This window comes from Kosakonia sp. AG348 (assembly GCF_003337365.1).
GTDB lineage: Bacteria > Pseudomonadota > Gammaproteobacteria > Enterobacterales > Enterobacteriaceae > Kosakonia.
Genome location: NZ_QPJR01000011.1, coordinates 139280 through 151195 on the forward strand (window position 1 = coordinate 139280; position 11916 = coordinate 151195).

At 53.3% G+C, this 11916-nt stretch carries 13 protein-coding genes; 9 read left to right on the plus strand and 4 right to left on the minus strand.

Going from position 1 to position 11916, the window contains the following annotated elements; all coding sequences use genetic code 11:
* Nucleotides 1-7: 7 nt before the first annotated feature.
* The 8 genes from DFO56_RS21830 (at nucleotide 8) to DFO56_RS21865 (ending at nucleotide 7339) form a co-directional block, all read left to right on the plus strand.
* Entirely contained in the window at nucleotides 8-865 is an 858-nt protein-coding gene (locus DFO56_RS21830) for a LysR family transcriptional regulator (protein WP_045507715.1), read from the plus strand.
* Nucleotides 866-1134: 269 nt separating this feature from the next.
* Entirely contained in the window at nucleotides 1135-2706 is a 1572-nt protein-coding gene (nikA, locus tag DFO56_RS21835) for a nickel ABC transporter substrate-binding protein (RefSeq protein ID WP_045507712.1), read from the plus strand.
* Entirely contained in the window at nucleotides 2703-3644 is a 942-nt protein-coding gene (nikB, locus tag DFO56_RS21840; RefSeq protein ID WP_045507709.1) for a nickel ABC transporter permease subunit NikB, read from the plus strand. Before nikA ends, nikB begins: the two co-directional genes overlap by 4 nt.
* Nucleotides 3644-4477 (plus strand): nickel ABC transporter permease subunit NikC, encoded by an 834-nt coding sequence (gene nikC, locus DFO56_RS21845; protein WP_020455617.1) that lies wholly within the window; start codon nucleotides 3644-3646, stop codon nucleotides 4475-4477. Before nikB ends, nikC begins: the two co-directional genes overlap by 1 nt.
* Nucleotides 4477-5241, plus strand: a complete 765-nt coding sequence (nikD, locus tag DFO56_RS21850; RefSeq protein WP_045507706.1) for a nickel import ATP-binding protein NikD — start codon at nucleotides 4477-4479, stop codon at nucleotides 5239-5241. Before nikC ends, nikD begins: the two co-directional genes overlap by 1 nt.
* Entirely contained in the window at nucleotides 5238-6023 is a 786-nt protein-coding gene (nikE, locus tag DFO56_RS21855; protein ID WP_045507703.1) for a nickel import ATP-binding protein NikE, read from the plus strand. The genes nikD and nikE overlap by 4 nt, the downstream gene beginning before the upstream one ends.
* The gene (gene nikR / locus DFO56_RS21860; RefSeq protein WP_020455620.1) at nucleotides 6011-6412 is read left to right on the plus strand and encodes a nickel-responsive transcriptional regulator NikR; all 402 of its coding nucleotides are present in this window, start codon (nucleotides 6011-6013) and stop codon (nucleotides 6410-6412) included. Before nikE ends, nikR begins: the two co-directional genes overlap by 13 nt.
* Before the next feature lie 132 nt (nucleotides 6413-6544).
* Nucleotides 6545-7339: an SDR family NAD(P)-dependent oxidoreductase gene (locus tag DFO56_RS21865; RefSeq protein WP_045507701.1), complete on the plus strand. Its 795-nt coding sequence runs from the start codon at nucleotides 6545-6547 to the stop codon at nucleotides 7337-7339.
* Nucleotides 7340-7356: 17 nt separating this feature from the next.
* On the opposite strand, the gene DFO56_RS21870 is transcribed toward DFO56_RS21865, so the two are convergent.
* Complete coding sequence (locus DFO56_RS21870) at nucleotides 7357-8334, minus strand: AEC family transporter (protein ID WP_020455622.1); 978 nt, start codon at nucleotides 8332-8334, stop codon at nucleotides 7357-7359.
* Between the two features lie 337 nt (nucleotides 8335-8671).
* Entirely contained in the window at nucleotides 8672-9145 is a 474-nt protein-coding gene (locus tag DFO56_RS21875) for a hypothetical protein (protein WP_233500427.1), read from the minus strand.
* A 611-nt stretch (nucleotides 9146-9756) separates the two neighbouring features.
* Between DFO56_RS21875 and DFO56_RS21880 the strand changes: the two genes are divergently transcribed.
* A complete protein-coding gene (locus DFO56_RS21880) occupies nucleotides 9757-10344 on the plus strand; it encodes a DUF4291 domain-containing protein (protein ID WP_045507697.1) in 588 nt (195 codons plus the stop codon).
* A gap of 679 nt (nucleotides 10345-11023) precedes the next feature.
* Here DFO56_RS21880 and DFO56_RS21885 read toward each other — a convergent pair.
* Together DFO56_RS21885 and DFO56_RS21890 are read right to left on the minus strand one after the other, a co-directional pair.
* Nucleotides 11024-11365 carry a hypothetical protein gene (locus DFO56_RS21885; RefSeq protein WP_052679789.1) on the minus strand — a complete coding sequence of 114 codons (342 nt, stop codon included), beginning with the start codon at nucleotides 11363-11365 and terminating at the stop codon, nucleotides 11024-11026.
* On the minus strand, nucleotides 11365-11916 hold a 552-nt coding region (locus tag DFO56_RS21890; protein WP_147271696.1), incomplete at its 5' end, for an RHS repeat-associated core domain-containing protein. The genes DFO56_RS21885 and DFO56_RS21890, both read right to left, overlap by 1 nt.

Here is an 11916-nt window from a genome sequence, read left to right on the forward strand (position 1 = left end):
ATGAGTTATGCACAAGACGACGCTGGAACAATGGACGCTGCTGCAAAAGGTGGTGGAGCTGGGGAGCTTTGCGAAAGCGGCGGAAGAGACGCATCGCAGCCAGTCATCGGTCAGTTACAACCTGGCGCTGTTGCAGGAGCGGCTCGGCGTTGCCCTGCTGGTACAGGAAGGGCGGCGCGCGGTGCTTACCCCGGCGGGTGAGTTGCTGCTCAACCAGGTAAAACCGTTGCTCAAGGCATTCGATTGGGTAGAAACCCGCGCCGCCACGCTGCGCAATGGCATGCGCACGCGGCTTGATTTAGTGGTCGACAGCATTTTCCCCCGCGCGCGGCTGTTTGCCATTTTGCGCCAGTTTCAGCAGCGTTATCCGCAAACGCAGGTGCGGCTGACCGAAGTGCTGGAGACCGCCTCCAGCGAGTTGCCGGTGCATGCGCAAGCGGATGTGATGATACTGACTCGCCGCCAGGATATGACCGGGCGCGGCGAATGGCTGATGAACATTGATTTTGTCGTCGTGGCACACCGCGATCACCCGCTGTGCGCGGCGGAACAGGTAAGCGAAGAGATGCTCGCCAGCTGGCCGCTGATCCGCATTGCCGAAAGCGACCATCGCCAAAGCCCGGTGGCGCAGGAGTCGTGGACATTTTCCACCATCGATGCGGCGGTGGAAGCTGTGCTGTATCAGGTGGGTTACGGCTGGCTGCCGGAGGAGCGCATCCAGCCCTTACTTGACAGTGGCGTACTCAAAACGCTGCCGCTCAGCCACGGTACGCGCCGCGCCACACCGCTGCACCTGATTGTGAAAAAAGACCTCGCGCCGCTTGATGAGCAGGTAGAAATGCTGCTGCAACTGTTTAAAGGATAGCGCTCTCATCCTGAATGTCTGCAAGCGGCTTATCAACGTCACTTTATGTGTCTCGCTCAATGCTTACGCCAGCAAAGCGATAACCCCGACGAATAAGTCACCTTGCGCATTCCGGGTGTTCGTTTCGCCAGTAAGCAATACACCTCACGCTAAATGCGATAAATCCCTGTTAAAAACAGGGCTTTTGATCCAGAACATACTATTCGTATGATGAATTACTAAAATCGTCATACTTTTCTCGCCACCGACTTTTCATCAGGAAACCGAACGTGTCTTTCTATCGTCAGGCTGGCGCTCTGCTTCTGCTCTGCGCATCCTTTGCCGTTTTCGCGGCACAAAACACCCTAACCACCGCCTGGCCGGTGAATGTTGGCCCACTCAACCCGCATCTTTACACGCCAAACCAGATGTTCGCGCAAAGCATGGTGTATGAACCGCTGGTGAAATACCAGGCCGACGGCAGCGTGAAGCCCTGGCTGGCGACAAGCTGGACACACTCGGAGGATGGCAAAACCTGGGTCTTCACCCTGCGCGACGGGGTGACGTTCTCCAACGGCGAACCGTTTGACGCCGCCGCCGCCGCGGAGAACTTCCGCGCCGTGCTGGATAACCGCCAGCGCCACGCCTGGCTTGAGCTTGCCAACCAAATCACCGACGTCAAAGCCCTAAGCCCCAAGCAGTTACAAATCACTCTGAAAAGCGCCTACTACCCTTTCCTGCAAGAACTCGCCCTGCCCCGCCCGTTCCGCTTTATCGCCCCGTCGCAGTTTAAAGACCATGAAACACTGAACGGGATTAAAGCGCCCATCGGCACCGGCCCGTGGGTGTTACAGGAATCAAAGCTGAACCAGTACGACGTGCTGGTACGGAATGAACACTACTGGGGCGCGAAACCGGCAGCTGGCAAAATTATCGTCAAAGTGATCCCAGACCCGACCAGCCGCGCGGTGGCATTTGAAACCGGCGATATCGATCTGCTTTACGGCAACGAAGGTTTACTGCCGCTGGATACGTTTGCCCGTTTCAGCCAGAACCCCGCCTGGCGCACCCAGCTCTCTGCACCAATGGAGACAGTGATGCTGGCGCTGAACTCCACGCATGCGCCAACCAATGAGTTAGCCGTGCGCGAAGCGCTGAACTACGCGGTGGATAAGAAAACGCTGGTCGATGGCGCGCTGTATGGCACGCAGCAGGTTGCCGACACGCTGTTCGCCCCTTCCGTGCCGTATGCCAATATCGGCCTGAAACCGCGCCAGTACGATCCGGCGCAGGCGCGCGCGCTGCTGGATAAAGCGGGCTGGCTGCTGCCCGCCGGGAAAACCATCCGCGAAAAAGCAGGCCAGCCACTGCATATTGAGCTGGCCTATATCGGCACCGATGCGCTGAGTAAGTCGATGGCCGAAATCATTCAGGCCAACTTGCGCCAGATTGGCGTAGATGTCGCCCTGATCGGTGAGGAAGAGAGCAGTATTTATGCCCGTCAGCGCGATGGCCGTTTCGGCATGATTTTCAACCGCACCTGGGGCGCACCGTACGATCCGCATGCGTTTATGAGTTCAATGCGCGTGCCGTCGCATGCCGATTACCAGGCGCAGTTAGGCCTGCCGGACAAAGCGATTATCGATAAAGAGATTGGCGAGGTGCTCACCACCAGCGATGACAGCGCGCGCCAGGCGCTGTACCGGGATATTCTCACCCGTTTGCACAACGACGCGGTTTATCTGCCCATCAGTTACATCTCGATGATGGTGGTGGCAAAACCGCAGCTCGGCACGATTCCGTTTGCCCCGATCGCCTCGGAGATCCCGTTTGATCAGATAACCCCGGACGCCGCGCCATGAGCCGCTTTTTACTGCACCGTCTGCTGCTGTTGATCCCGATGATCGTAGCCGCCTCGGTGGTGATTTTCCTGCTGCTGCGCCTTGGCGCCGGGGATCCGGCGATGGATTATCTGCGCCTGTCGAACCTGCCGCCAACACCGGAAATGATTGCCGCTACCCGCATTCAGCTGGGGCTGGATCAGCCGCTCGCCAGCCAATATATGCACTGGCTGTGGCGCGCACTGCATCTTGATTTCGGCATTTCGTATGCCACGCAGCGCCCGGTGCTCGACGATGTGCTGCATTTTCTGCCCGCGACATTGCAACTCGCAGGCGCGGCGCTGGCGCTGATCCTGCTCACTTCCGTACCGCTTGGTATCTGGGCGGCGCGTCACCGCGATGGTCTGCCGGATTTTCTGGTACGCGCGGTGGCGTTTCTTGGCGTGTCGATGCCGAACTTCTGGCTGGCTTTTCTGCTGGTGATGTTTTTTTCTGTGCATTTGCAGTGGCTGCCTGCAATGGGCTACGGCGGCTGGCAGCACCTGATCCTGCCTGCGGTGTCGATTGCCTTTATGTCGCTGGCCATCAACGCCCGTCTGCTGCGCGCCAGCATGCTGGAAGCCGCCGGGCAACGCCACGTGACGTGGGCGCGGCTGCGCGGGTTAAGCGACAAACAGACCGAGCGGCGGCATATTCTGCGTAACGCGTCCCTGCCGGTGATCACCGCGCTGGGGATGCATATCGGCGAGCTGATTGGCGGTACGATGATCATCGAAAGCATCTTCGCCTGGCCCGGTATTGGCCGCTATGCCGTATCGGCAATCTTCAATCGCGACTACCCGGTGATCCAGTGCTTTACGCTGGTGATGGTGCTGGTTTTTGTGCTGTGCAATCTGGCAGTCGATCTGCTGAGCGCAGCGCTCGATCCGCGCATTCGCCACCATGAAGGAGCGCACTGATGCACTTTATAAAAACGGCCCGCTGGCCGGTGCGTTTCGCGCTGCTGATCCTGCTGTTACTGCTGGTGATTGCCCTGACCTGCCAGTGGTGGACGCCGTACGATCCGCAAGCCATCGATTTACCCGCGCGCCTGTTGCCGCCGGGCAGCCAGCACTGGCTCGGCACCGACCATCTGGGACGGGATATTTTCTCACGCTTAATGGCCGCCACACGGGTGTCGCTGGGGTCGGTGATGATGTGTCTGCTGCTGGTGCTGGCGCTTGGTTTAAGCGCAGGCGGCTGCGCCGGGCTGCTCGGCGGGCGCGTCGATCAGGCCATCATGCGCGTGGCGGATATCTTTATGACCTTTCCCACCTCGATCCTGTCGTTTTTTATGGTCGGCGTGCTTGGGACAGGGCTGACCAACGTGATTATCGCCATCGCGCTTTCGCACTGGGCCTGGTATGCGCGTATGGTGCGCAGCCTGGTGATCTCCTTGCGTAGCCGCGAGTACGTGCTGGCAGCGCGTTTAAGTGGCGCGAGTTATCTGCATGTGTTTCGCGATCATCTGGCGGGAGCGGTAGTGCCTTCGCTGCTGGTACTGGCGACGCTGGATATCGGCCATATGATGCTACACGTCGCCGGGATGTCGTTCCTCGGGCTTGGCGTCACCGCGCCAACACCGGAATGGGGCGTGATGATTAACGACGCCCGGCAATATATCTGGACGCAGCCACTGCAGATGGTCTGGCCGGGGCTGGCGCTGTTTATCAGCGTGATGGCGTTTAATCTGGTGGGCGACGCGCTGCGCGACCATCTCGATCCCCACCTTGAAACGGAGCACGCCCACTGATGCCTGCACAACTGAGCCTGCAAAATATCACCCTGCACGCGGAACGACCGCTGGTGCAGGAGGTGTCGTTAACCCTGCAACGCGGGCGCGTGCTGGCGCTGGTAGGCGGCAGCGGCAGCGGCAAATCATTAACCTGTGCGGCAGCGCTCGGCGTGCTGCCTGCTGGCGTACGGCAAACGGCCGGTCGGCTGTTGGCGGATAATCAGCCCGTCACACCGCAAGCACTACGTGGTTCGACGGTTGCCACCATTATGCAAAATCCGCGCAGCGCCTTTAACCCGCTGCGCACCATGGACGCTCATGCACGGGAAACCTGCCTGGCACTCGGTAAACCCGCCGATAACGCCACACTGATCGCAGCATTGCAGGATGTCGGGCTGGAGGACGCCGAACGTGTGCTCACGCTTTACCCGTTCGAGATGAGCGGCGGCATGTTGCAACGCATGATGATCGCCATGGCGCTGCTGAGCGATGCGCCGTTTATCGTCGCCGATGAACCGACGACCGATCTCGACGTGGTGGCGCAGGCGCGCATTCTTGATTTGCTGGCACAGATTATGCGCGAACGTCAGCCCGGCATGCTGCTGGTTACGCACGATATGGGCGTGGTAGCGCGGCTGGCGGATGATGTCGCGGTAATGGACAACGGGCGCATTATCGAACAGGGCGCGGTGGAAACCCTGTTCAGTGCCCCACAACAGGCAGTGACCCGCGAATTAGTCGCGGCCCACCTGGCGCTGTATGGACTGGAGCTGGCGCAATGAACCTTCTTGATGTGAGCGGGGTGTCGCACACCTACCACCAGCGACCGGTGCTGGACAATATCTCTTTTCAGTTAAAAAGCGGGGAAACCGTGGCGCTGCTCGGGCGCAGCGGCTGCGGGAAAAGCACGCTGGCGCGGCTGCTGGTAGGGCTGGAATCGCCAGACGAAGGCGAAGTGCGCTGGCAGGGTACGCCGTTGAAGCAGCTTAACGCCCGCGCCCGCCAGGCGTTTCGCCGCGATATCCAGATGGTGTTTCAGGATCCGGTCAGCGCGGTGAACCCGCGTAAAACCGTGCGCGATATTCTGCGTGAACCGCTGCGCCATCTGTTATTACTGCCCAACAGCGAGCAGCAGGCACGTATCCAACAATTGCTGGAAGATGTCGAGCTGGATACCTCTCTGCTCGATAAACGCCCTCCGCAATTGAGCGGTGGGCAGTTGCAGCGCGTTTGCCTGGCGCGCGCGCTGGCGGTGGAACCCACGCTATTGATTCTGGATGAAGCGGTTTCCAGCCTGGATTTAGTGCTGCAAGCGGGCGTTATCCGGCTCTTACAACGGCTACAACAGCGTTCCGGCGTGGCTTGTCTGTTTATCACCCATGATTTGCGGCTGGTGGAGCGTTTTTGCCAGCGCGTGCTGGTGATGGAGACCGGCGCGCTGGTGGAAACGCTCGACGTCACTTCACCGCTGCGCTTGCGTTCACCGGCAGGCCAGGCGCTGCAACAGGCGGTGCTGCCCGCCTTCCCCCTCTCATTACAAAGGACACAACCATGCAACGCGTGACCATAACACTGGATGATGACCTGCTCGATACGCTGGACAACCTTAGCGCACGGCGCGGTTACAACAACCGTTCGGAAGCGCTGCGGGATATTTTGCGCGGCGCGCTGGCACAGGAGTCCGAGCAAAACAATGAACAGCAGGGTTACGCGGTGCTGTCGTATGTGTATGAACATGAGAAGCGCGACCTGGCGAGCCGCATTGTCGCCACGCAACACCATCATCACGACTTATCTGTCGCCACGCTGCACGTGCATATCAGCCACGACGACTGCCTCGAAATCGCCGTGCTGAAAGGCAAAATGGGTGATGTGCAGCACTTCGCCGATGACGTTATCGCCCAGCGCGGCGTGCGTCATGGCCATTTACAGTGTCTCGCCGCCGAAGAGTAACGTTGCCGCCGTCATACCGTGGCGGGTATTAACCCGACACACACATTTTATGAGCAACAATTGGCAACGCGCGCTGTGCCCCAACTGCTAGCCTTAATACATTTGTGAAATCCACTGGATAAGGGGCAGACAATGAAAATCTCACTCGACGGTAAAGTCGCGCTGGTCAGCGCTTCAACGGGCGGTATTGGTTTTGCGATTGCTAAAGGGCTGGCAGAAAGCGGCGCGGAAGTGATCCTTAACGGGCGCAGCGAAGGTTCGGTGAATGAGGCAAAAGCGGCGCTGGAAAAACAGGTGCCGGGTGCGAAGCTGCGTACCGCCGTTGCCGATCTCGGCACAGCGCAGGGCGTGGAAACGCTGCTGAAAGCGAGCGGCGAGGTCGATATTCTGGTGAATAACGCCGGGATTTACGGCCCGCAGGATTTTTACGCCACCGACGATGCGACCTGGGAAAATTACTGGCAAACCAATGTGATGTCTGGCGTGCGCCTCTCGCGTGCGCTGCTGCCCGCAATGGTGAAAAAAGGCTGGGGGCGCGTGGTGTTTATCTCTTCTGAATCGGCGCTGAATATCCCGGCGGATATGATCCATTACGGCGTGACGAAAACCGCGCAGCTTTCGCTGGCACGCGGGCTGGCGAAATTTGTCGCCGGCAGTGGCGTCACCGTTAACAGCGTACTGCCCGGACCAACCATGTCAGACGGTTTTGCCGGCATGATGAAAGAGGAGATGGAGAAAACCGGGAAATCGCTGGAAACGCTGGCGAAAGAGTTTGTGATGGCCAATCGCCCGAGTTCAGTTATCCAGCGCGCCGCCACCGTGGAAGAGGTGGCGAATATGGTGGTCTATGTCTGTTCGAAACAGGCTTCCGCCACCTCCGGCGCAGCGCTGCGCGTGGACGGCGGCGTGGTGGATGATATCGTTTGACGGCTTTCCGGCTGGCCTCAGGGCCAGTTCGGATAAAAATGCGTCATCAGGATCATAAACAGCGGCGTGGTCACGGTCGACAGCAGAGTGGAAAGCAGCATGCTGGTCGCCGTCGCGCCCTGTAGTACCTGGAATTTTTGCGCCATCAGATAGACGTTAATCCCCACCGCCATCGACCCCAGCAACACCACCACCTGGCTCTCTTCGCGCGGCAAATGCAGCAACCAGGCAATCAACCAAATCAAAGCAGGCATCAACATCAGTTTCAGCAAGCAGATGGTCAAACTTTCCGCTAACCCTTTGCGGATCTGGTAGCGCGACAAGCTCATGCCGAGGGTGATGAGCGTTAATGGCGCGGCGACCTGCGCCACCATGCTCACCGGGCTATCGAGGAACGGCGGCAGCGGGCGATGAATCAAAAAACTCCAGGCGAACCCGCTGAAGATACCGATGATAATCGGGTTGCGCAGCACGCTCACCAGCGTTTTGCCAATCCCCCGCACCGAGAAGCTGCCGTTTTGCGCCCACTCCACCGACACGGTCACCAGGGTCCATAAAATCAGGCTGTTAAACACCAGCACCAGCGCCACCGACGAGAGGCTCGATGCGCCAAGTAAAATAATGGCAACGGGAATGCCCAGCATCACGTTATTGGAAAAAATGCCCGCCAGACCGAACACCGAGGCCGATACCGCGTCCATACGGAACAGGCTTTTCGCAGCGATGCGCCCAATCACATAGATGACAAAACAGGTGCCGAAGTAGGCAATCAGCAGCCGCATATCCACCGGCGGGCTTTCGAAGAACTTGCTCATCACTTTGAACAGCATGCATGGAATGGCTACGTTAAAACAGAAGCGGTTGAGCCCTTCGTTAACCGATTCAGGCCAACCGGCGAAGCGCCCGAGGCAATATCCCAGCGCAATCAATAAAAAAAGCGGTGCAGAGAGCAGCAGTTGTTGCGCGAGCTGCGCGAAGAATTCAGCCGTATCCATTCTTTACCCTGTAAATGTAGCGAGCGGTTATTTTCTTTTGTTTTCCGCAGTATAGGGGAAGGTATCACCGCCGTCAGCGTGCCTGACGCCAGCTTTGAGGTTTTAGCTGAAAAAAGCATGTCGGCTCACAGCACTGGCGTTAACGCCTGCTGCCTCCATGCGCCTGCAGGGGATTGTCGCCTGGTCAAGCAGCTGCGATTAATGGTCGATAGTATTGTGTATTAGCTGGGTACGATGGCGTTGTTAATATCGATATAAAAACTCTGTTGAGTTTGCCTTTAGCACAAAAATATTGCCTCAGACATCATTATCAACAGAGTTTTCAAAAGGAGACTTATTATTTGTTTATCCAGCCGGAATGATCGCACACATAAATTTCATTAAGCGATAAATCATGTGGGATTTGCCCAAGGGAATCGGCAATCTCATCATATGGTGGCGGCAACGTAAATGAGAGACCGTAGTCCTGGTCAACAATCAGCGCACCATTCAGGATTCGCAGGTCTTTGCTACGCTGAGAAAGTTCTTGCATGGTTATACCGGCATACAATCTATTTTTATATTTTCCGGCATATTTTTCATTGCAGCCGACTGAAACAATAATATCATCCGTGGTGGTTACTATTATTAGCGTGCCATTTTGTATCGAATAAGCATACCGGATTTCACTGGACGGTGCAGGCAGAGAATACTCTTTAATTTCTACAGTATAATTATTAAAAATGTCTTCCAGGTAAAGGTCAATGGAATCGCCAAGAAGAACATTACCTAATGATATAAAGCTCACAATATCCGCGTTAAAGTCAACCATAAACATCCTTCCGTAACCATTAACCCATCTCTGATGCACGATATATAAAATTAAGTAAACCCAGGATAAACCAATACTAGATGCGAGTAATTTCTTTTATCATTTCCTTGAAAGGATGCGCTTTTCTATGCAGTGTAGCGCATGCATTAGCTTTTCTTTTATAAATATTTTTTCATCGAATAACGGCTGTTATGTCCATAAAATAATGTACGACAAATCGTATACGTTATATTTTCATTATAAAAACTACGGTTATTGGTAGGTCTACCCGTCACGTTTCGAACACATTTTATCACTGGTATGCGTTTCAAGTCTGATAAAGAATTTCCGAAAGGCGTATGCATTGCTTATGCTATCAATCACATCGAATGAAAAACAGTTAGCGGCATAATTAAGAGCGACAACATTTTCCGTTGCCAGAGATTGTCGATTAATATTTTTTATGGTGAATGTAATTTGTTACATCAGTAGATTGGAAATGCGGCTGGCTTATGACTGAGATTATTCGAACACTAATAATTCTTATGCTTCGGTATGGTGCTTATCCTCGACGTTAAACGCTGTGCTAGAATGACCAGGCAATATGTTCACTTGGGATGAGTACACGAATAATGAAAAAAAACCAGGCAGATGAATTAACTGCTGAAAAGCAATTAAGAGCATTCTACAACAACGATTTTATCCGCGTTTACCAGGCTTATTCCGACACCATCGCAGACAGCGCGCTTGCGCATGGCACCTTCGTCTCGCCGCCTTTCAGTATGACCCGCATGACGTGGATTAAGCCCTCTTTTCTGTGGATGATGTACCGCTCCGGCTGGGGAAAGAAAGATCCAAATCAGCACCGGATTCTGGCGATTGATCTTACCCATGACGGGTTTAAGCAAATCCTTAATCAGGGAATTTTGAGCCATCACCGACACTCAGGCGCAGAAGAAGCTGAGTGGCAAAGCCAAATAAAAGCGTCAGATGTGGTGATCCAGTGGGATCCGGAGCGTGATATCCGTTTGAACAAACTGGATCACCGCACGATCCAGATAGGATTACGCAATCAGGCGGTCGCCGATTACTGTCAGAAATGGATTGTAAACATTACCGATGTTACAGAACTTGCCGCGAAAATTCATGAATTGGTAGAGAGTGAGCGCATTAATGAAGCACTTGCGTTGTTACCGGAAGAGCGGGTTTATGATATTTGATTGAGAAGTTAGATATAAAGTAAAAGGATGGTATGTAATATAATGAAAACTTCAGATGAGCAGTTTTTAACATACGCTATTTTATATATTTGATATTGAAATTAAAGTCATCCGAAATTTTAAGAGATGAATTTGAAAATTAAGCAATCCCTCGGCACAACTGAATTAATCAATTGTTTTAAGAAAATACATCTTCAACTTATTATCTTGCTGGCACCATCCCATGCGTACCAGCATTTATTTCACTCATAACATTTAGAGTAATTAATTTACTGAATAATATAAATAACCTCAGTCATATCTCGAAAGAAAATAGGATTTGATAGGCTCATCATTAATTAAATCAGCAGATATGTTCTCAATGTTTTCTGCTTCATCATCATCAGTGATAGATACGAACAACGCTGAAGTGCTTAACTGTGAAGCTAGTTCACTTAGTTTTATTACGCTTACAAGCATTTGAATAATGCTTGCTTCTTTATTTCTTCCTACATAATACTCTCAATGGCAATTTAATAATTTCGGGAGATATTTCGCCAAGAATAAGTTCCCTCTAGTCTGCAACTGCCGCATCCAACGTAAAAATGGTCTGTACATTTCCAGCAGACTATTCAGACTCTCAATATTTGATCAAGCCGGCTTTTTAAATAGCCGGCTTGATATCGAGCCTTTAAGGGGCTTAAACGACCCCTTGCTCCATAAATCGTTCTAGCATCTCAACAAACAATTTTTTATCTTTAGTTTTTTTTATATCTATTACCTCAACGCCAGTTAGCTTCCCTTTCTTATCATAATCGCTTCGTTGTAAGACCAGAATAAAATCTCCTCCAAGCTGACCTTCAGGCTCATATCGGGAATCAAAACTGAGTCGCATTAACCTATTATCGCCACTAATTAGAACTGATCCATAATAATAATCAATATACTCACTACCAGGGTCCACTTCGTATAGGTTATTAATTCCAATACTCCACCCTGTTGGAATTCTTAGTTTTTGGAGTTTGGTTTTTTTATCTGTCATCACTTTGCTCCTGGTATGTATTTTCCAACCTGCTCAATCGAAGCAGGGAAACTATGTATTACAGGTACACCTGTATTCGTCATTTCAATACGAACCCACTCGGTCATTTTTCCAGCATTGTAACCAACCGGTCCTGTCGGGTTTTTGTAAAACATGAAACGCGTTCCTCCATGTTCAAAGACATTTCCATTCCTGATCGCATCGTATGCAGCCTGCTTTTCAAAACCCGTGACTTGCTTTGCGAACTCTGGAAAATATGATGCTTCCGGGTCACCTTTACGAGCCCCTTTACCTAAACTCAACAATCTTGCTTCTTCCGCCGTTTTAGCTTGTATATGTTTTATTGAGTGATAACTACCAGGTCTCTGGGCTCGGTACACGTCACGTCTTAGTCCCTTGCGATTAAAATAACCACCAAACGCACAGGCCGAAAGCCCCAACGGATCCACCCAAGTTAGCGGATCCACCACATACGTATAGGTATTCAGCCCACCCAGTAACCCTATCGGGTCCATCTGGGTGTAGCGCCCGCCGCAGGGGTCGTAGTAGCG

What these genes read in the sequence shown, in the direction of transcription:
- DFO56_RS21830 (WP_045507715.1), top strand. Translation starts at nt 8, where the DNA reads ATGCACAAGACGACGCTGGAACAATGGACGCTGCTGCAAAAGGTGGTG.
- nikB (WP_045507709.1), top strand. Translation starts at nt 2,703, where the DNA reads ATGAGCCGCTTTTTACTGCACCGTCTGCTGCTGTTGATCCCGATGATC.
- nikC (WP_020455617.1), top strand. Translation starts at nt 3,644, where the DNA reads ATGCACTTTATAAAAACGGCCCGCTGGCCGGTGCGTTTCGCGCTGCTG.
- nikD (WP_045507706.1), top strand. Translation starts at nt 4,477, where the DNA reads ATGCCTGCACAACTGAGCCTGCAAAATATCACCCTGCACGCGGAACGA.
- nikE (WP_045507703.1), top strand. Translation starts at nt 5,238, where the DNA reads ATGAACCTTCTTGATGTGAGCGGGGTGTCGCACACCTACCACCAGCGA.
- nikR (WP_020455620.1), top strand. Translation starts at nt 6,011, where the DNA reads ATGCAACGCGTGACCATAACACTGGATGATGACCTGCTCGATACGCTG.
- DFO56_RS21865 (WP_045507701.1), top strand. Translation starts at nt 6,545, where the DNA reads ATGAAAATCTCACTCGACGGTAAAGTCGCGCTGGTCAGCGCTTCAACG.
- DFO56_RS21870 (WP_020455622.1), bottom strand. Translation starts at nt 8,334, where the DNA reads ATGGATACGGCTGAATTCTTCGCGCAGCTCGCGCAACAACTGCTGCTC.
- DFO56_RS21875 (WP_233500427.1), bottom strand. Translation starts at nt 9,145, where the DNA reads ATGGTTGACTTTAACGCGGATATTGTGAGCTTTATATCATTAGGTAAT.
- DFO56_RS21880 (WP_045507697.1), top strand. Translation starts at nt 9,757, where the DNA reads ATGAAAAAAAACCAGGCAGATGAATTAACTGCTGAAAAGCAATTAAGA.
- DFO56_RS21885 (WP_052679789.1), bottom strand. Translation starts at nt 11,365, where the DNA reads ATGACAGATAAAAAAACCAAACTCCAAAAACTAAGAATTCCAACAGGG.